The organism is Sphingobium sp. DEHP117 (genome assembly GCF_030867385.1).
Lineage (GTDB): Bacteria > Pseudomonadota > Alphaproteobacteria > Sphingomonadales > Sphingomonadaceae > Sphingobium.
In genome coordinates this window covers 1-18,691 of sequence record NZ_JAPFBJ010000004.1, presented here as the reverse complement: position 1 = coordinate 18,691, position 18,691 = coordinate 1, and the positions used below count along the sequence as shown (strand labels likewise).

Sequence of the window (18,691 nt, the reverse complement as noted above, 5' to 3'; positions counted from 1 at the left end):
GTGCCGATTTGTGGATATCAGTCAGCCCGTAAAATGACTGCTGTGGTGTAGAGGGAATGCAATTCCCATCCTAAGGATGCATAGAGACCGCGACCCTCTGCAGTGGCGACCAACACCTCCCGCGTCGCACCATGATGCGCGCGATGGATTCAAGTTTCTTCATGACGGTTCGCGCGAGGCCGCGCCGTCTATGAGCGGCGTTGGTTTCGATCCGATCGTATATGGCAAACTCACCGACGCGAACGACACGTCCGATTGCGACCAGCGCGCCGCTCGGAGTAAGCGCCCGCACGATTACAATGGGGCGAGGTTCAGCCGCATCGAGCAGATAGCCGTCAGGAGGCGCGGAATCGCCGGGCATGATGCGCCGATATTTCATCATGAAGCCCGGTGGCTGTATTACCCAGTGTTCTGGTAAGGCGACGCGCATTGCTGTCGCCGAGACACAAGCTTTCAAAAAAACCCACGGCTCCTCGATCGTGGTGGCCAATTCGTGCAGGGCCGGCGAGATATCGGTAAAGACATAGCGCGTCCGTTGTTGCGGCCATCCCACATCGACTCTGAAACCACCGTGATCTTCGACCGGAGGCGGCGTTTCGCGGGCAATGGTCCATCCTTCGATCCAAGTCGCCACAACTCTTGAATCGGCAACCAACTCATGTTCGTTAGCCATGCCTCATCCTATCAAAACCTGATGCCGGTTGGACGAGCAGATCAGTTTACGGGCGAGGGCGAAAATCGTTGATATATCGCTTGGTCTCGGAAACGCTGATTTTCGAGACAACGCAGCCTGAAAGGCTCAAAAGCGGCAATGAGCATCTCCTCGATTTCGACTTCCGGTTGATGGGCACAGGCGAGTTAGCCAGACAAGTCGTGGTTAGAGGTTCGGACTGCAATAATAGAGTTGTCCAAAGAGCCGGGTCCTCTCTACCGGTCTATCCTAGCCCTTGAACGACCGCTTCTGCGACAATCGAGACGTCAAGCGCCCCAGGTTGACGCAACGCTATCGAGCCGCTTAGCTCATTCTACGTTCAGCGGCTCTGTTGCAAAGATTGGCGGCAGTCAGAGGTAGGCTGTCGCTCTGCGCCGATCAGGCGGCTGCTGCGAAATGGTGGTTGAGCATGCCCATGGCCTCCGTCAGCGCCGAGGGCCCAATGCCAAAAGCTCTCTCCACAAGGCGCACCTCGCCCCTGATGCCGGGCTGCAGGCACCAGGGGCGAGCCTGTCCTTTGCGCAGGGCTCGCATGACTTCGAATCCCTTGATCGTGGCATAGGCCGTGGGGATCGATTTGAAACCGCGCACCGGCTTGATCAGTATCTTGAGCTTTCCGTGATCGGCCTCGATCACGTTATTGAGATACTTCACCTGCCGGTGGGCCGTCTCCCGGTCCAGCTTTCCTTCGCGCTTCAATTCGGTGATCGCTGCACCATAGCTCGGCGCTTTGTCGGTATTGAGCGTGGCAGGCTTTTCCCAGTGCTTCAGGCCTCGCAGGGCCTTGCCCAGGAACCGCTTCGCTGCCTTGGCGCTGCGGGTCGGCGACAGGTAGAAATCGATCGTGTCGCCCCGCTTGTCGACTGCCCGGTACAGGTAGGTCCACTTGCCCCGCACCTTGACGTAGGTTTCATCCAGGCGCCAGCTCGGATCAAAGCCACGCCGCCAGAACCAGCGCAGCCGCTTCTCCATCTCCGGGGCGTAGCACTGGACCCAGCGATAGATCGTCGTATGGTCGACCGAAATGCCGCGTTCCGCCAGCATTTCCTCAAGGTCGCGATAGCTGATCGGATAGCGACAATACCAGCGCACCGCCCACAGGATCACATCACCCTGGAAATGGCGCCACTTGAAATCCGTCATCGTTCCGTCCGTCCAATCTCCGCCAAGCATGCTCAAGCTTCACGATTTTTGCAACAGAGCCAGACCGGCGACCATGGGGCGCTCTGGATGCCCTGCATATTCGATTTTCCCACGTATGTGGCTGGAGACAAGCATGTCTGATTATAAGTTGCTGATTGGGGGCCAACTCGTGGAGGGCGATGGCACGCTCGAGGTCATCAACCCCGCACTCGGCGAAGCGTTCGTGACCGTGCCGCGCGCTTCAGCGGCTCAGGCCGACGAAGCCATCAAAGCCGCCAAGGCAGCCTATCCCGGCTGGGCCGAGACGCCCTTCGCGCAGCGCCAGGCCAAGCTCATCGAGCTTGCCGATGCCATCGCGGCCGATGGCGACAATCTCGCGCGCCTGCTGGTGCAAGAACAGGGCAAGCCCTTTGCCGAGGCCCAGGGGGAAGTTGCGTGGACGGAAGGATATCTCCGGCACTACGCCACTCTCGAGCTTCCCGACCGGGTCATACAGGACGATGAGCAGGCCCATATCGTCGTCAAGCATCGGCCGCTAGGCGTGGTCGTCGGGATCATCGCATGGAACTTCCCGCTGCTCGTCGCCTGCTGGAAGATCGGTCCCGCCGTGCTGGCGGGAAACAGCATCATCTTGAAGCCGGCCCCTACCACGCCCGTCACCGCCCTTGCATTAGGCGCGCTGTGCCGAGACATCTTCCCGGCGGGCGTGGTCAACATCATCACCGACGATAATGACCTGGGGCCGCATCTCACCGCCCATCCGGATGTCGCCAAAATTGGCTTCACGGGTTCGACCGCCACCGGCAAGCGGATCGCGGCGAGCAGCGCTGATACGCTCAAGCGCGTCACGCTCGAGCTGGGCGGCAACGATCCGGCCATCGTGCTGGAGGATGTCGATGTGCGTGAGACGGCGCTGGCGATCTTCAACGGCGCGTTCCTCAACTGCGGACAGGTCTGCCTGGCGGTGAAGCGGGCCTATGTGCATGAATCGATCTACGAGGCGATGTGCGACGAATTGGCAAGGCTGGCGCAGGAAGCCGTCGTCGATGACGGACTGAAGCAGGGAACGAATATCGGTCCGATCCAGAACCGCGCGCAATTTGAAAAGGTGAAGGGATTCCTGGAGGCGGCCCGGCGCGACGGCAAGATCATCGCCGGTGGCGAAGCCATGGAGCGAGCCGGCTATTTCATCCAACCGACCATCGTCCGGGATATCAGCGACGGCCATACGATCGTGGATGAAGAGCAATTCGGACCCATATTGCCGGTCATCGCCTTCTCGGATGTGGACGACGTGGTACGCTGCGTCAATTCCTCCGAATACGGCCTGGGTGGATCCATCTGGTCGAAAGATGTCGAGCGCGCCGCGGCGATCGCCGAGCGTATCGAAAGCGGTCAGATGTGGGTCAACCAGCATATCGCGATCGGCCCGCACATCCCCATGGCCGGCTTCAAAAATTCCGGCCTGGGTGTCGAGCAGTCCGTCGAGGGCCTCGCCGAATATACGCAGCTCCAAGTGATCAACATCAAGAGGTGACCGTGCTCTCAATTGCGAAAGGCGCGGCTGATGTTCCGCTGCTGGAGATGACGCTGGGAGAAGCCCTATCGGTGGCTGCCCGGCGCTGGGGGAGTGAACTGGCATTGGTTTCCCGGCATCAGAATATATGCTGGAGCTGGCAGGAACTGAACCGCGAAGCGGAACGGGTCGCGTGCGGACTGCTCGATCATGGGGTGCGTCGCGGCGATCGGGTCGGCATCTGGGCGCCCAATTGCGCCGAATGGACCGTGATTCAATTCGCGACCGCCAAGATCGGCGCGATCCTGGTAAACATCAATCCTGCCTATCGTGTCAGCGAAATCGAGTATGCGCTCGCAAAGGTCGGCTGCAGCGTGCTGGTGACGGCATCTGCCTTCAAAAGCAGTAACTACATCGCCATGCTACGCGAGATCGGGACGCGTAGTTTACCTGACCTTCGCCTGGTGATTTCGCTTGGTGAGCAGGCACATGACGGTTTCATTCCTTGGGAGCAACTGCGCGTGTCGGCGGATCCCCTGCTGCTGGGCGCGGCATCGGAAAGTCTGCGACCGGACGATGCCATCAACATACAATTCACCAGCGGCACGACGGGTTTTCCAAAGGGGGCAACGCTTACGCATCGCAACATTCTCAACAATGGTTATTTTTCGGGACAAACCATCAATCTCACCGTCAAGGACCGCATCTGCATTCCGGTTCCGCTCTATCATTGCTTCGGCATGGTCCTGGGTAATCTTGCATCCGTGACGAGCGGGGCTGCGATGATCTACCCCGGAGAGGCTTATGATGCGCGGATGACACTTGAGGCGGTGCGAGATGAACGTTGTACGGCGCTTTACGGAGTGCCGACCATGCTGATCACGATCCTCAACCATCCGGACCTCGATCAGTTCGACGTCTCGTCCTTGCGCACCGGGATCATGGCGGGCGCCCCTTGCCCGGCGGCCATGATGGAGCAGATCATGGATCGGTTGAACATGCGCGAGGTGACTATCGGCTATGGCATGACCGAAACCAGTCCCCTGACGACGCAGACGTCGATAGACGATCCCGTCGCAGAGCGAGTGGCGACGGTGGGCCGCGTCCACCCTCATGCCGAAGCAAAGATCGTAGGGTTGAACGGCGAGACATTGCAGGTGAACCAACAGGGCGAATATTGCTCGCGCGGATATGCGGTGATGCAGGGATATTGGAACGATCCGGAAAAGACCGACGATGCCATCGACGCGGAAGGATGGATGCACTCGGGCGATCTCGCGGTGATGGATGAGCGGGGCTATGTTCGCATTACCGGCCGCATCAAGGACATGATCATCCGGGGCGGCGAGAATATCTATCCGCGCGAGCTCGAGGAATTCCTGCTTGGCCACCCGTTGATCGTCGATGTGCAGGTCTTTGGCGTCAGCGACGCTAAATTTGGTGAGGAAGTCTGCGCATGGGTCATAGCGCGAGCCGGCCATCGGCTGAGCGCCGACGATGTGATTGCCCACTGCCGGGGTAAGATCGCCCACTACAAGGTTCCCCGCTATGTCCGCATCGTCGAGGGCTTCGCTATGACGGTCACGGGCAAGGCGCAGAAGTTCGAGATGCGCAAGACGATGGAAGCTGAACTGGGCTTGGTGGCTTGAGTATTCCTCTCCCCTTGAGCCACTATGGTCGGCCAGGCGCATGTGTCGCCTGGCCGACCATTTTTGTGATCGCCAGGCATCGATCTGTTTCGGCACGATCGGATCTTCCAGAGAAGGAGAGATGGTTGTTCGCGTCCGTCGAACAAGCTAGCATGACGGGCGATAAAGATGTTCGAATGGAGAGAGGGATCAGCGCCGTCCGGTCCAGGCGCCGGGCACCCCACCGTTCGGAAAGACAACGGTACGAGAGGCAATCCATGAATCTGGAACAGGTCCGCCAGACAAGGAGGGCACGAGATCTTTTCTTCTCGGGCGAGAGTATCGTGTCGCAGTGGGTGCCCGAGCCGATCACGCGTTCCTGGGAGCGATCAAGACGCCTGGGTTTGAGCGCGTCCGACAAGAGGTTGTTCGACATGGCGGCGCCTGGCGAACGCCGGATCGCCACAGAAAGGGGTGAACGGCTCATTCGCTATGCGATGCCGGAGATGACACGGCTTTACAAAGCGTTTCACACGCAGGATTGGGTGCTGGCCTGCCTTGACGTCAGCGGATTTGTCATTTGCTCGATCGGCGACGCCGAGGGGCCGTGCCGCGAACTGGAGAGTCTTTTCCGGAACGGGGTTTCCCTCAGCGAAAGTGCGATCGGCACCGGAGCGCCGGGATGCGCGCTCGTGGAACAGAAACCCTTTATTGTCCACGCCAACGAGCATTTCCTTGACGAGATTCATGGCTATTCTTGCGCGGCCGTTCCTCTGTTCGACGTTAACGGGGACCTGATCGGCGTCTTGAATGCCACCTGCCGCAGCGGCAGGGATCTGTCATCAGTTTGCGAGGCGTTGCGGGTTGCCGCCCGAGCCATAGAAAATCATATGCTGCTTGACCTTCCGGGCGCTCTGCACGTCTCGTTACATTATCACCCTGACCTGCTTCGCACGCCCTTGGCTGCCGTTCTCGCTTTCTCGGAACATGGGCAATTGCTCGGTGGGAACCAGATCGCGCGCAAGCTGCTTGGGCATACGCGTTCGGCGACAGAGTTCGATCACATGTTCGACCTGCCTTTTGCGCGTGCGGTTGACGAGCTTAGCGGCCGCAATGCCGAACCGATCGTGACAGACACGCCGGCCGGCATCCGCGTCCACCTCAGTCTCGCCCGCCATGCAGATGACGTTATGCGGGTTGGTAAGGCGCTCTTGCCGCCGCCCTCGGGCAAGCGTTCGTCTCATGCCTCTTCTGACATGTTCTGTTCCGATCCCGCCCTGCTGGACACCATTGGCGACGCGAAGCTGGCGTTCGCTCGTGATATTCCTGTTCTCCTAACCGGCGAGACGGGAACTGGAAAGGAGGTTCTTGCGCGGGAGCTGCACGCCTCAGGGCCGCGGCGAAACGGGCCGTTCGTGCCGGTAAATTGTGCGTCCATTCCCGACGGACTGATCGAGGCCGAATTGTTCGGATATGTGGAAGGGGCGTTTACCGGCGCTCGCCGGGGAGGCGCTCCGGGTAAATTTGAGCAGGCCCATGGTGGAACACTCTTCCTGGATGAGATCGGGGACATGCCGCTCTCGCTACAGGCTCGTCTTCTGCGGGTTCTGCAGGAGCGGGCCGTCATGCCGGTGGGCGGATCGAAGGACAGGCCGATCGATATCTCTCTGGTCTGTGCGACCCATCGTGACCTCAAGGCGCTCGTCGCCACGGGCGAATTTCGGGAAGACCTTTACTACCGCATTGATGGACTCTGCGTCACCTTGCCCCCCTTACGCGAGCGAGCGGATTTGTCGGAACTCATAGGACAAATCGTCGATCGCGAAATCGGCGATCGTTTGACACTTTCCCTCTCGGATGACGCACTGGAATGTCTGCGGTCCTTCGGGCTCTGTTGCAAAGATTGGCGGCAGTCAGAGGTAGGCTGTCGCTCTGCGCCGATCAGGCGGCTGCTGCGAAATGGTGGTTGAGCATGCCCATGGCCTCCGTCAGCGCCGAGGGCCCAATGCCAAAAGCTCTCTCCACAAGGCGCACCTCGCCCCTGATGCCGGGCTGCAGGCACCAGGGGCGAGCCTGTCCTTTGCGCAGGGCTCGCATGACTTCGAATCCCTTGATCGTGGCATAGGCCGTGGGGATCGATTTGAAACCGCGCACCGGCTTGATCAGTATCTTGAGCTTTCCGTGATCGGCCTCGATCACGTTATTGAGATACTTCACCTGCCGGTGGGCCGTCTCCCGGTCCAGCTTTCCTTCGCGCTTCAATTCGGTGATCGCTGCACCATAGCTCGGCGCTTTGTCGGTATTGAGCGTGGCAGGCTTTTCCCAGTGCTTCAGGCCTCGCAGGGCCTTGCCCAGGAACCGCTTCGCTGCCTTGGCGCTGCGGGTCGGCGACAGGTAGAAATCGATCGTGTCGCCCCGCTTGTCGACTGCCCGGTACAGGTAGGTCCACTTGCCCCGCACCTTGACGTAGGTTTCATCCAGGCGCCAGCTCGGATCAAAGCCACGCCGCCAGAACCAGCGCAGCCGCTTCTCCATCTCCGGGGCGTAGCACTGGACCCAGCGATAGATCGTCGTATGGTCGACCGAAATGCCGCGTTCCGCCAGCATTTCCTCAAGGTCGCGATAGCTGATCGGATAGCGACAATACCAGCGCACCGCCCACAGGATCACATCACCCTGGAAATGGCGCCACTTGAAATCCGTCATCGTTCCGTCCGTCCAATCTCCGCCAAGCATGCTCAAGCTTCACGATTTTTGCAACAGAGCCCTCGAAGATATGGCCGCCGAGAACCTCGACGACATCCTTCTCGCCGATCTTGACATGGGTGTCGCTGCCCTCGGCGATGCGCACCGCCGCGTGGCGGATCACCTTGCCGATCTCGCGCTCCAGGTTCCGCACGCCGGCTTCCCGCGTGTAGAAGCTGATGATCGCCTGCAGCGAGGCATCGTCGATCTCGACCTGCTCGGCGCTCACCCCGTTCGCCTCGAGCTGGCGGCCGACCAGATAGCGGCGGGCGATGTGGAGCTTCTCCTCCTCGGTGTAGCCGGGGAGCGAGATCACCTCCATCCGGTCGCGCAACGGTCCGGGGATGGTGTCGAGCATGTTGGCGGTCGCGATGAACACGACCCGGCTGAGATCGAAGGGCACGCCGAGATAATTGTCGCGGAAGGTGCCGTTCTGCTCGGGGTCGAGAACCTCCAGCATCGCTGCCGACGGATCGCCCTGGACGCCGCGGCCCAGCTTGTCGATCTCGTCGAGCATCATCACGCAGTCGCGCGTGCCCGCCTTGCGGATCGCCTGGATGATGTTGCCCGGCAGCGCGCCGATATAGGTGCGCCGGTGGCCGCGTATCTCGGCCTCGTCATGGACGCCGCCCAGGCTGACGCGGACGAACTCGCGCCCCATCGCCTTGGCGATCGACTGGCCGAGCGAGGTCTTGCCGACCCCCGGGGGGCCCGCGAAGCACAGGATCGGCGCCTTGCTCTCAGGCGCCAGCTTGCGGACCGCGAGATATTCGATGATCCGCTTCTTGATCTTCTCCAGCCCATAATGGTCGGCGTCGAGCTGGGCCCGCGCCTCGGCGATGTCGATGTCCTTGTGCGCGGGCAGCGCCCAGGGCAGTTCGGTCAGCCAATCGAGATAGGTGCGGATGATGCCGTGCTCGGCCGCGCCGTCGGGCATGCGCTCCAGCCGGCGCAGCTCCTTCGTGGCCTGCTTCTCGACCTCTTCGGGCATGCCGGCTCCGGCGATGGCTTCCCTGAGTTCGGCGATCTCGGCCGAATTGCCCTCGTCCTCGCCGAGCTGGCGCTGGATCTCGGCCATCTGCTCGCGCAGCAGATGCTCGCGCTGGCGGTTGCCGAGCTTCTCCTGCACGCCCTTGCCGATCTCGGCCGACAGGCGCAGCACCTCGAGCCGCTGGGCGAGCAGCGCCATGACCTTGTCGAGGCGCGGCTGCAGCGCGACCGTCTCCAATATGTCCTGCTTCTCGTTGGCGCCGATATCGAGATAGGCCGCCGTCAGGTCGGCCAGCGCGCCGGGCGCCGCGATCGTGCGGATCGCGTCGGCCAGGCCCTGCGGCGCCTGCGGCAGCAGCCCCACCGTCTCCAGCGCCTGGTTGCGCAGGTTGATGAAGCGCGCCTCGACCTCGTTGCCCTCGGGTGCGGGCTCCTCGATGCGCTCGATCCGGGCGACGAGGAACGGCCAGCCGTCGAGGAATTCGACGACGCGGAAGCGTGTCTCGCCCTGGACGATCAGGTGATGGGTCTCGTCGGGCCCGGTGATGTAGCGCAGCACATTGGCGATGGTGCCCATGCGGTGCATGTCGAGCGGACCGGGCTCCTTGGCGTCGGCGTCGCGCTGGGCGAGCACGCCGACGGGGCGGCTCTCGCGAACCGCCGCCTGCGCCGCGTTGATCGACACCGGCCGGCCGATCGCCAGCGGCATCACCACCTCGGGGAACATCACGAAGTTGCGGACCGGCACGATGATCATCGCGTCGGCGGGAAGTTCGGGCAGGCGGGGACCGGCGTCGGTCCGTGCCTCCTGCGCCTCGATCGTCTTGCTGTCGGCCAGGTCGGTCATCGCCGCAGCCCTCCATTCACCTTGTTCAACGTCACGAGCAGGCATCCATGCACGCTCGACCGGCGAACCGAGTCATAGCGGCCCGGCGGCAGCGGCAGGCGTCGTTCGAACCGGCCTTGCGGGAGTTCGAGCCGATGGATCTTGGCGATGCGCAGTTCGGGAGGCAGGATCCGGTAGCCGCGGACGACCAGCACGCCGTCGTCGATGAACGCCTCGGTCTGGTCGAGGTCGACCCCGGGCAGCGCGACGAGCACGAGCAGTTCGCCCTCGGTCTCGAGCATGTCGGCCGGCGGCTCCCAACTGGGCGCGCCGCCGCTCGCCCGCGACGGGGCGAAGGCCTGCTGATGCAGGCGCTGCACGCGGTCGATCAGGTCGACGGCTTCCGCCCACATCCAATCCCGCGATCGGCCAGAATTCATGTGACGTCCTCTCTCGGCGGCCGGGGGTGTGCCGTGGGGCACGGCCGCTCCCCCGTAATAAGGAAACGCGGACCCGCAATTTCAAGCGGTGCCCGAAACGAGCCTAGCGTCCCGCCGTTCGACGCCGGGGAGCGTCCGAAGTTCCGGCCCGCAAGACGGGGCGCATCCAGATAGAGCCGGTCTGCACACTGCAATAGCGGGCACCGTGGTGCGTATATGCGTTAGGTAGAACGAAAATGTGCAGGAGATCATGATGGCTAGAGCGATCGTCGACACGACCGCTGGAACGGTGCGGGGAACAATCGAAGCGGGCGTTCGCCGCTTCCGCGGCGTTCCCTATGCGGCCGCGCCGGTGGGCGACCGTCGCTTCGCCGCCCCCGCGCCCGCCGAACCCTGGGAAGGCGTGCGCGACGCGGTCGACCCCGGCCCCAACGCCCCCCATCGGGTCAAGGCATTCCCCGGCCTCGACGTCACACCGCTGATCGGCAGCGGCTGGGTTCAGGGCGACGATTATTTGTCGGCCAATATCTGGACGCCCGAGGCCAATGGCGGCGGCCGGCCGGTGATGGTGTGGATCCACGGCGGCGGCTTCGTGATCGGCAGCAAGGACGTGTCGATCAGCGACGGCGCCGCCTTCGCCCGCGCCGGTCTGGTCTGTTTCGCGATCAACTACCGCATGGGCATCGACGGCTTCCTTCCAATCCCGGGCGTGCCCACCAATCTGGGCCTGCGCGACATGATCGCAGCGCTGCAGTGGGTGCGCGCGAATGCCGCGGCATTCGGCGGCGATCCGCGCAATATCACGGTGTTCGGCGAGTCCGCGGGCGCCATGGCGATCGCCGACCTGATCGCTTCCCCGCTCGCCAAAGGCCTGTTCCGCCGCGCTATCATCCAGAGCGGCCATGCCGGCATGACCCGCGAGATCCCGGTGATGCAGCGACTGGTCAAGAAGCTGGCCAAGCTGCTGCGGGTGACGCCCGACCGGGCCGGCTTCGCCAGCGTGGCGCCGGGCGATGCGCTCGACGCGGTCGAGCAGATATCGGCGCCGACCGCGCGGATCGACCTGCGCGATTCGAGGGGGCATGAGCCGATGTTCGGCCTCAGTCGCTTCCTGCCCGTCCATGGCGACGACGTCCTTCCGCTCCAACCGCTCGAAGCTTTGCGGCGCGGCGCGGGGAGCGATGTCGAGGTCCTGATCGGCACCAATGCGGAGGAGATGAATCTCTTCCTCGTCCCCTCCGGGGTGCGCGACAAGATCGGTGGCCTGCTCGCGACATTCCTGCTCAGCCGATCGCAACCGGGCGCGCGCAGGGTGCTCAAGGCCTATGGCCTGGGGAAGCATGGCGTGAAGCCCGGACAGGCGCTGACCGACGCGATGAACGACCTCGTCTTCCGCTGGCCCGCGCGCCGTTTCGCCGAGGAGCATCAGGGCCGGACGCATATGTACGAGTTCGACTGGCGCTCGCCCGCCTTCAAGGGCGAGCTCGGCTCCTGCCACGCGGTCGAACTGCCCTTCGTGTTCGACACGCTCGCGACCGCGACGGGCGCGCAGGGCCTGGTCGGGGAAGCCCCGCCGCAGCAGCTCGCCGATCGCATGCATCGGCTTTGGGTCGACTTCGCCCGCGACGGCAACCTGCCCTGGTCGCCGTTCGACCGCGAGAAAAGGCTGGTCTATTCGATTTCGGACGGACTCGCCCGTTCCGAACCACGCCTGCCGGCGGCGACCTTTCTTCCTTGATTTCAGACACTTGATCGGGCCGGTCAATTGTCCGAGCCGATCGGCAAAGCCGGCGGTGCATCAGGACCTTTCTGAAAGGTAAGCTATCGGATAGGTCCTCTTCATTGGTTGGCGCCAGATCATCAAAGGTCGGCGCGTTTCAGGAGAGGACCACAGATGCGCTTCACCACCATGCTCGTCTCGGGATGTGCGTTCGTCGCGCTCGCCGCCTCGTCGGCCGTCGCGCAGCAGGCCGCCCCCGCCGCGGCCGAGGAAGCGACCGGCGATCAGGACATCATCCAGGACATCATCGTCACCGCCCGCAAGCGCAACGAAACCCTTCTCGACGTTCCGGTCGCGGTGACCGCCGTTTCCGGCGACGTGTTGGCGAAGCGCAGCATCAACTCGGTCCGCGAGGCAGCCCTTCTGTCGCCGGGTCTGAACATCAACAGCGATGGTGCCGGCCGCGCCATCGTGTCGATCCGCGGCGTCGGCGTCACCATCGTCAGCACCGTGCAGCCGGGTGTCGGCCTGTTTGTCGACGGCATCTATCGTCCCAACACCGCCTATCTCAACAACCCGCTGAACGACGTCGAACGGATCGAGGTGCTGCGCGGCCCGCAGGGCACGCTCTACGGCAAGAATACGCTCGGCGGCGCGATCAACGTCATTACCCGCCAGCCGGGCAACGTCTTCGAAGCGCGCGGCATGGCGAGCTATGCCGGCCCCGACAACGCCTGGCAGGTCGGCGCTTCGGTGGCCGGACCGATCGTCGAAGACAAGCTGGCGGTCCGTGTCGCCGGGTCGCACCGCGAACAGGACGGCTTCATCAACAACGTCATAATCGGCGGCAAGTCGAACAAGTTCAACACCGACTCGATCAACGCCACCATCCGCGCGACGCCAACCGAAGACCTGACGATCACCATCGGCGGCTATTATGACTGGGTGAAAGGCACCAATGGCCCCTATGCCCGCGTCACCGGCCCGACCGACTATCTGCGCACCAACCAGTTCAACGCGTTGGGTGTCGCCAATTACAAATATCGTGGCGTCAATGCGAAGATCGAAACCCCGATCGAAGCACTCGCCAGCAAGCTGACCCTTCAGGCAGCCTATGACCTGCGCAACACCGTTTCGCCGGACTCGGACGCCGACTTCGGCCCGCTGAACGCGGTCCGCGACAACAGCCCCGACCGCCTGCGCACGACAACGACCGAGCTTCGCCTCGACAGCGACTTGAGCGACCAGATCTCGACCTTGTTCGGCCTGTTCTACAGCCGCGAAACGACCTCGGCCTCGCTGGCGCGCACTATCGTCATCGCCGGAAATGCCGTGGTACGGCAGACCGACAAGCGCGTGGGAAATACCTACGCCGCGTTCGGCACGCTATTCTGGAAGCCCAACATCGATTGGGAAGTGGCCCTCGGCCTGCGGTACGACCATGAAAGCCGCAAGGCTTCGGGCACCGTCAATGGGGCGGCGCTCCCCGATGCCAGCCTCAAATCGGATCAGGTCCAGCCCAAGCTGACCGTGACCCGTCACTGGAACACCAGCATGATGAGCTACGCCTCGGTGGCGCGCGGTTATCGTGGCGGTGGCTTCAACGCCCCCAACGCGCCATTCCGGACCTACAAGGGCGACTCCGCCTGGACGTACGAGGCCGGGACCAAATATTCGACCCGCGCGCTCTCGCTGTCGGCCGCAGTCTTCTACAACGACTATAAGGATTATATCGGCCCCAACTCGGTCGCGCCGGCTCTCCCCTCCGGCCTCGTCAAGGTCGACCTGAACAGCGGCGATGTCGAAAGCTACGGCGTCGAACTCGAAGGGCTGGTGCGGCCGACCCAGCAATGGACGATCAGCGGTAGCCTCACCTACATGCACGCCCGCCTGACGGACAGTTCGCCTTATACCGCCGTCACCGGCCGCACGCTTTCGAGCGACCGCCTCACCTTCCAGCCGGACATCATGTTCAGCCTGTCGAGCGACTATGCCGTGCCGATCGGCGACGACACGCTGACCTTCAGCGCCGGCGTGCAGGGCAAGGGCAAGCGCCTCGCCGGGACGCTCAACGAGACCACGCCGACCTTCCTGAAGGGCTATGCGCTGGTCAACGGCTCGATCACCTACAAGACCGGTCCGTTCGAGCTGGCGATCTTCGGCAACAACCTGCTCAACAAGAAGTATTTCGAGAGCTACATCGAGAAGACGGCGTCCCTGCTCGCGGGCCTGCCGGCGGCTTCCGACCTGGGCATCATCGGGGATCGTCGTCGCTACGGCGTCCGCGCCTCCTTCAAATATTGAGACAGGCCATGACCGCGCCCCTGCCCAATTTCGACCGCAAGCCGCTGCCCACGGGCTTCCTCGACGAGGTTCGTGCGGTGGTCGGCGACCGGCTCGGCACCGGGGAGGCGATCCGCCTCCAGCATGGGTCGAGCGAGACCCATTTCGATCCGGTGCTGCCCGATGCGGTCGCCTTCGTTCGCTCGACCGAAGAGGTGGCGGCGCTGGTCAGGCTGTGCGTCGCCGCCGAGGTACCGATCATAGCCTTCGGCGCCGGCACCTCGCTCGAGGGCAACGTCACCCCGGTCAAGGGCGGCCTCACGATCGACCTGTCGGAGATGAACGCGATCCTCGAGGTGAACCAGGAGGATTTCGACTGCACCGTCCAGGCGGGGGTGCGGCGCGAACAGCTCAACGAACATCTGCGCGACCAGGGGCTGTTCTTCCCGATCGATCCCGGGGCCAACGCCACCATCGGCGGCATGGCGTCGACCCGTGCGTCCGGCACCAACGCGGTGCGCTACGGTACGATGCGCTAGGCGATCCTGTCGCTGCGCGTCGTCACCCCCGACGGCAAGGTGATCCGTACCGCGCGCCGGGCGCGCAAGTCGGCGGCGGGCTACGACCTGACCCGTCTGATGATCGGCGCCGAAGGCACGCTGGGCATCATCACCGAGATCACCCTGCGCCTGCACGGCATTCCCGAGGCGATCTCCTCGGCGGTCTGCTCCTTCGAGACCCTCAAGGGCGCGGTCGACACCGTCGTCCAGTCGATCCAGATCGGCGTGCCGGTCGCGCGGATCGAGATCCTCGACGATGCGCAGGTTCGGGCCTGCAACGCCTATTCGAAGCTCGACTATCCCGAAAAGACGACCCTGCTGTTCGAATTCCACGGCTCCGAACGCTATGTCGAGGAGCAGGTCGAGACGGTGCGCGAGATCGCCGGCTATAATGGCGGCGGCGAGTTCCTCTGGTCGAACCTGCCCGAAGAACGCAACCGGCTGTGGAAAGCGCGGCACGAGGCCTATTACGCCGCGGTCAACCAGCGCCCCGGCGCGGTCGGCTGGACCACCGACGTCTGCGTGCCGATCAGCCGCCTCGCCGAATGCATCGTCGAGACCAAGGAAGATCTTGCGACGTCGTCGGTACCCTCGACGATCCTCGGCCATGTCGGCGACGGCAATTTCCACGTGATCTTCGCGATCGATCCCAAAAGGCCGGAGGAGATGATCGAGGTCGAGGCACTCAACGACCGGATCGTCGCCCGCGCGCTCGCCATGGACGGCACCTGTACCGGCGAACATGGCATCGGTCTGGGCAAGCAGCAGTTCCTCGTCGACGAACTGGGTGACGCGGTCGAAATGATGCGGCTGATCAAGCGTGCGATCGACCCGAAGGACCTGTTCAACCCCGGCAAGATATTCCAGCTTTGAACGAAGGCCCGGTTCCGTCCGGGCCTCCGTCATGTCCGCTGGAAAGGATCTGCCCGTGAACAGCCGCCACCTCGTCGACCCCGAACTCCTGCCCGTTCTGGAGCAGTTTCCGGACAGCGAGCTCAGCCGCGAAAGCCTGCCTGCGCTGCGCGAGCAGTTGAGGGCGATGCTGCCGCCGGCGCAGACCGACGCGGCGATCGAGGTGAAGACCGTCGCCGGCCCTGCGGGGGGCCCCGACATCCAGCTGCGCGTCCTGCGACCGAAGGACGCGGCCGCCGCCCCGCTTCCCGTCATCTATCACATCCATGGCGGCGGCTTTGTCGCCGGCACCGCGGATCAGCGGGACATGTCCAACGGGCCGCTGGCGATCGAGCTGAACTGCGCGATCGTCTCGGTCGACTATCGGCTCGCGCCCGAGACCGTGTTTCCCGGCTCGATCGAGGACTGCTATGCCGGCCTTGCCTGGGTCTTCGCCAACGCCGCCGAACAGGGTTTCGATACGGCCCGGATCGGCGTGATGGGCGAAAGCGCGGGCGGCGGCCTTGCCGCGGCGCTGGCGCTGCTGGCGCGCGACCGCGGCGAATATCCCCTCGCCTTCCAGCAGCTCATCTATCCGATGCTCGACGATCGCAACGGCAGCGGCGCCGAACCCCATCCCTTCGTCGGCGAATATGTCTGGACGCCGGAAAAGAACCGCTTCGGCTGGGAAGCCCTGCTCGGCCATGCGCCCGGCGGCGCCGACGTTTCGCCCTATGCGGCGCCCGCCCGCGCGACCGACCTGTCAGGCCTGCCGCCGACCTTCCTCTACGCCGGAGCGCTCGATCTCTTCCTGGAGGAGAATCTCGATTATGCGCGCCGCCTCGCCCGCGCAGGCGTGCCGATCGAATTCCATCTTTTTCCCGGAGCCTTCCACGCCTTCGAACTGCAGGCCGACGCCTATGTCAGCCGGCAGGCGCGGCAGCTCAGCCAGTCGGCCCTCAGGAGGTTCCTTGCCCCTCGCACCTGACCCAACGCGCGCCGAACCGCGCCTGTCCGCCGCGCTGCCCGCGCTGTTCGCCCTGGCGCTGGCGCTGGCCATCGGCACGATGTCGATCTTCCTTTTCAGCATCGTCCAGGAGGCCGCCAAGGCCGAACTGGGCCTGACAGACAACCAGCTCGGCTTCATCCAGGGCGTGGGCGCGGCGGCGCCGCTCGCCGTGCTGGCGGTGCCGATCGGACGACTGGTCGACAGCAGCAACCGGATGCGGCTCCTGCTCCTGCTGGTGCTCGGCTGGACGATCGGGCTGGTGCTGACCGCCTTCGCCGACAGCGTCACCGGGCTGTTCATCGCCCGGATGTTCGTCGCGGTGGGCGGCTTCTGTTCGGTCACCGCCGCTATCTCGATCGCGGCCGACATGTGCCCGCCGACCCAGCGCGGCAGCGCGATGCTGGTCCTGACGCTCGGCAAATGGGGCGGCAGCGCGGGTGCGTTCGCGCTGGGCGGCTGGCTGTTCGGCATGCTCGGCACGATGGTGCTTCCCGCATGGATCGGCCCGGTCGCGCCTTGGCGCGGGGTCCATCTCGCCGTGGCCGCGATCGGCGTGATCGTGTGCCTGCCGCTGCTGTTCGTCCGCGAGCCGGCCCGGCGCGAGACGGTCGCGGGCGCCGATGCTCCCTTCTCGGTCGCGATGCGCGAACTTTGGGACCGGCGTGCCTTCATCCTTCCCTTGTTCGCCGGCCAGCTCTCGGTCGCGATGATCGATACCGCCGCCGGCATCTGGGCCGCGCCGGTGCTGAGCCGCAGCTATGGGCTCCAGCCCGATCAGTTCGCCCAGTGGATGGGCCTGGTCGTCTTCGCCGCCGGCGTGATCGGATCGATCCTGGGCGGTCTTGTCGCCGACTGGGGCCATCGCCTTCCGCGCCGTGGCGGCATCCTGATCGGCGCGATCGCGGCGACGACCCTGTCGGTGCCGATGTCACTTTTCCCGCTCGCCCCCGACGTGCCCAGTTTCGCGCTGATGCTCGGGCTCTTCCTGTTCTGCGGCACAGCCGCCGGGCTGATCGTCGGCGTCACCATCACGGTCCTGCTGCCCAACGAGCTGCGCGGATTCTGCATTGGGCTGTTCGTGGCGCTGGCCGGCGTCCTCGGCTTCGGCGTGGCGCCGCCGCTGATCACGCTGGTCAGCGGCCTGCTGGGCGGGGAGAGCCATCTGGGCACCGCGCTCGCGATCGTCGGCGTCGTGATCACGGCGATCGCCTCGCTCGCCTTCCCCCTGGCGATGCGCCACGCGCCGCGCGATTCGACCTCGCTCGCCACATGACCTTTACCTTTCTGATAGGTCTCGACAAACCTATCAGGAAGGTCTAGCTTTTCCTCGATAGGATGAGAGGATGCGCTGGATGGTCGAGCGGGACTGGGTACAGGTCTCCCACGAGATGGCGGCAATGGTAGGCGCGGGCGCGTTGCCGCAACGCCCCTGGCCGGCCGAACCGGTTGCGCTCAGCTACACGCTCGGCTGCGTCGGTACCCCTGCCACGGTCCGCTGGCATGCCGATCCCTCCGCCGCGACGCTCGGCGACGACCAGCTTCTCCTGATCGTCTCCGCCTCGGCGATCGAGCGGCTGTTCGGCGCGCTGCCCGAGGGGCGCGACGGCGCCTTCCACATCACCCGCGAACTGCGCGAGATCGCCCTGGCCATCCGCGACTGCGACATGCCCGAAGGCGCGCGCGAGCCCTACCGTCTCGCCAAGAGCATCGAATTGCTGTGCGATACGCTGCGCCTGATCGGGGACAGCGCGCTGGTTCCGGTGCTGGGGGAGAGCCATTTGTCACAGGAGGACAGCCGCCGCATCCTCAATGCAAGGTCGATGATCGACGAGCGCTGGGCGGAGAAGCTGACGCTCGACACGCTGTCGCGCGCCTGCGGTCTCAACCGCGCCAAGCTGACCCGCGGTTTCCGCGACATGTTCGACTGTTCGATCGCCGATGCGCTGGCCGAGAAACGGCTCGAGGGTGCGAAGATGCTGCTCCTGTCGACCGACCTGCCGGTCGCATCGGTCGGCTATCGCTGCGGCTATCTCAACAATGCCAGCTTCACCCGCGCCTTCAGTCGCCGCTTCGGCACCGCGCCGACCCAGTATCGCGCGCGGAGGCTCTGTTGCAAAAATCGTGAAGCTTGAGCATGCTTGGCGGAGATTGGACGGACGGAACGATGACGGATTTCAAGTGGCGCCATTTCCAGGGTGATGTGATCCTGTGGGCGGTGCGCTGGTATT

Annotated in this window: 13 protein-coding genes and 1 pseudogene; 9 read left to right on the top strand and 5 right to left on the bottom strand. The window is 64.0% G+C overall.

Annotation, left to right across the window (positions count from 1 at the left end; genetic code table 11):
• Window positions 1–70 precede the first annotated feature (70 nt).
• Together OOT33_RS16040 and OOT33_RS16035 are read right to left on the bottom strand one after the other, a co-directional pair.
• Window positions 71–673 (bottom strand): hypothetical protein, encoded by a 603-nt coding sequence (locus tag OOT33_RS16040; RefSeq protein ID WP_011950469.1) that lies wholly within the window; start codon window positions 671–673, stop codon window positions 71–73.
• 417 nt (window positions 674–1,090) lie between these two features.
• Window positions 1,091–1,855 (bottom strand): IS6-like element IS6100 family transposase, encoded by a 765-nt coding sequence (locus tag OOT33_RS16035; RefSeq protein WP_001389365.1) that lies wholly within the window; start codon window positions 1,853–1,855, stop codon window positions 1,091–1,093.
• A gap of 133 nt (window positions 1,856–1,988) precedes the next feature.
• Here OOT33_RS16035 and OOT33_RS16030 point away from each other — a divergent pair, with 133 nt between their 5' ends.
• The 3 genes from OOT33_RS16030 (at window position 1,989) to OOT33_RS16020 (ending at window position 6,969) form a co-directional block, all read left to right on the top strand.
• Complete coding sequence (locus tag OOT33_RS16030) at window positions 1,989–3,392, top strand: aldehyde dehydrogenase family protein (RefSeq protein WP_011950407.1); 1,404 nt, start codon at window positions 1,989–1,991, stop codon at window positions 3,390–3,392.
• 47 nt (window positions 3,393–3,439) lie between these two features.
• Window positions 3,440–5,020, top strand: a complete 1,581-nt coding sequence (locus OOT33_RS16025) for an AMP-binding protein (RefSeq protein WP_049771327.1) — start codon at window positions 3,440–3,442, stop codon at window positions 5,018–5,020.
• 383 nt (window positions 5,021–5,403) lie between these two features.
• On the top strand, window positions 5,404–6,969 hold the full coding sequence (locus OOT33_RS16020) for a sigma 54-interacting transcriptional regulator (RefSeq protein WP_307751032.1): 1,566 nt from the start codon (window positions 5,404–5,406) through the stop codon (window positions 6,967–6,969).
• Here the strand turns inward: OOT33_RS16020 and OOT33_RS16015 are convergent.
• Genes OOT33_RS16015 through OOT33_RS16005 form a run of 3 tightly spaced genes read right to left on the bottom strand, consistent with a single transcriptional unit; the run spans window position 6,941 to window position 9,973 of the window.
• Window positions 6,941–7,705 carry an IS6-like element IS6100 family transposase gene (locus tag OOT33_RS16015; protein ID WP_001389365.1) on the bottom strand — a complete coding sequence of 255 codons (765 nt, stop codon included), beginning with the start codon at window positions 7,703–7,705 and terminating at the stop codon, window positions 6,941–6,943. The genes OOT33_RS16020 and OOT33_RS16015 overlap by 29 nt on opposite strands.
• On the bottom strand, window positions 7,671–9,581 hold the full coding sequence (gene lon, locus OOT33_RS16010; RefSeq protein ID WP_296540388.1) for an endopeptidase La: 1,911 nt from the start codon (window positions 9,579–9,581) through the stop codon (window positions 7,671–7,673). Before lon ends, OOT33_RS16015 begins: the two co-directional genes overlap by 35 nt.
• Window positions 9,578–9,973, bottom strand: coding sequence for an Hsp20/alpha crystallin family protein (locus tag OOT33_RS16005; RefSeq protein ID WP_198046083.1), 396 nt, complete (start codon window positions 9,971–9,973; stop codon window positions 9,578–9,580). Before OOT33_RS16005 ends, lon begins: the two co-directional genes overlap by 4 nt.
• 280 nt (window positions 9,974–10,253) lie before the next feature.
• Here OOT33_RS16005 and OOT33_RS16000 point away from each other — a divergent pair, with 280 nt between their 5' ends.
• From OOT33_RS16000 to OOT33_RS15975, 6 genes and pseudogenes are all read left to right on the top strand, one after another.
• On the top strand, window positions 10,254–11,738 hold the full coding sequence (locus OOT33_RS16000; RefSeq protein WP_307751028.1) for a carboxylesterase family protein: 1,485 nt from the start codon (window positions 10,254–10,256) through the stop codon (window positions 11,736–11,738).
• Between the two features lie 156 nt (window positions 11,739–11,894).
• Window positions 11,895–14,024: a TonB-dependent receptor domain-containing protein gene (locus tag OOT33_RS15995; RefSeq protein ID WP_307751027.1), complete on the top strand. Its 2,130-nt coding sequence runs from the start codon at window positions 11,895–11,897 to the stop codon at window positions 14,022–14,024.
• 8 nt (window positions 14,025–14,032) lie between these two features.
• Window positions 14,033–15,436: pseudogene (locus tag OOT33_RS15990) on the top strand (FAD-binding oxidoreductase).
• A gap of 55 nt (window positions 15,437–15,491) precedes the next feature.
• Window positions 15,492–16,442 (top strand): alpha/beta hydrolase fold domain-containing protein, encoded by a 951-nt coding sequence (locus OOT33_RS15985; RefSeq protein ID WP_307751026.1) that lies wholly within the window; start codon window positions 15,492–15,494, stop codon window positions 16,440–16,442.
• Window positions 16,426–17,736, top strand: a complete 1,311-nt coding sequence (locus OOT33_RS15980) for an MFS transporter (protein WP_232333061.1) — start codon at window positions 16,426–16,428, stop codon at window positions 17,734–17,736. Before OOT33_RS15985 ends, OOT33_RS15980 begins: the two co-directional genes overlap by 17 nt.
• Before the next feature lie 70 nt (window positions 17,737–17,806).
• Window positions 17,807–18,595 carry an AraC family transcriptional regulator gene (locus tag OOT33_RS15975; protein WP_232333060.1) on the top strand — a complete coding sequence of 263 codons (789 nt, stop codon included), beginning with the start codon at window positions 17,807–17,809 and terminating at the stop codon, window positions 18,593–18,595.
• The last annotated feature ends 96 nt before the right edge of the window (window positions 18,596–18,691 follow it).

Coding starts and splice junctions, on each gene's coding strand:
- OOT33_RS16000 (WP_307751028.1), top strand. CDS start 10,254: ATGGCTAGAGCGATCGTCGACACGACCGCTGGAACGGTGCGGGGAACA.
- OOT33_RS16040 (WP_011950469.1), bottom strand. CDS start 673: ATGGCTAACGAACATGAGTTGGTTGCCGATTCAAGAGTTGTGGCGACT.
- OOT33_RS16025 (WP_049771327.1), top strand. CDS start 3,440: ATGACGCTGGGAGAAGCCCTATCGGTGGCTGCCCGGCGCTGGGGGAGT.
- OOT33_RS16005 (WP_198046083.1), bottom strand. CDS start 9,973: ATGTGGGCGGAAGCCGTCGACCTGATCGACCGCGTGCAGCGCCTGCAT.
- OOT33_RS16030 (WP_011950407.1), top strand. CDS start 1,989: ATGTCTGATTATAAGTTGCTGATTGGGGGCCAACTCGTGGAGGGCGAT.
- OOT33_RS15995 (WP_307751027.1), top strand. CDS start 11,895: ATGCGCTTCACCACCATGCTCGTCTCGGGATGTGCGTTCGTCGCGCTC.
- lon (WP_296540388.1), bottom strand. CDS start 9,581: ATGACCGACCTGGCCGACAGCAAGACGATCGAGGCGCAGGAGGCACGG.
- OOT33_RS16035 (WP_001389365.1), bottom strand. CDS start 1,855: ATGACGGATTTCAAGTGGCGCCATTTCCAGGGTGATGTGATCCTGTGG.
- OOT33_RS16015 (WP_001389365.1), bottom strand. CDS start 7,705: ATGACGGATTTCAAGTGGCGCCATTTCCAGGGTGATGTGATCCTGTGG.
- OOT33_RS15975 (WP_232333060.1), top strand. CDS start 17,807: ATGCGCTGGATGGTCGAGCGGGACTGGGTACAGGTCTCCCACGAGATG.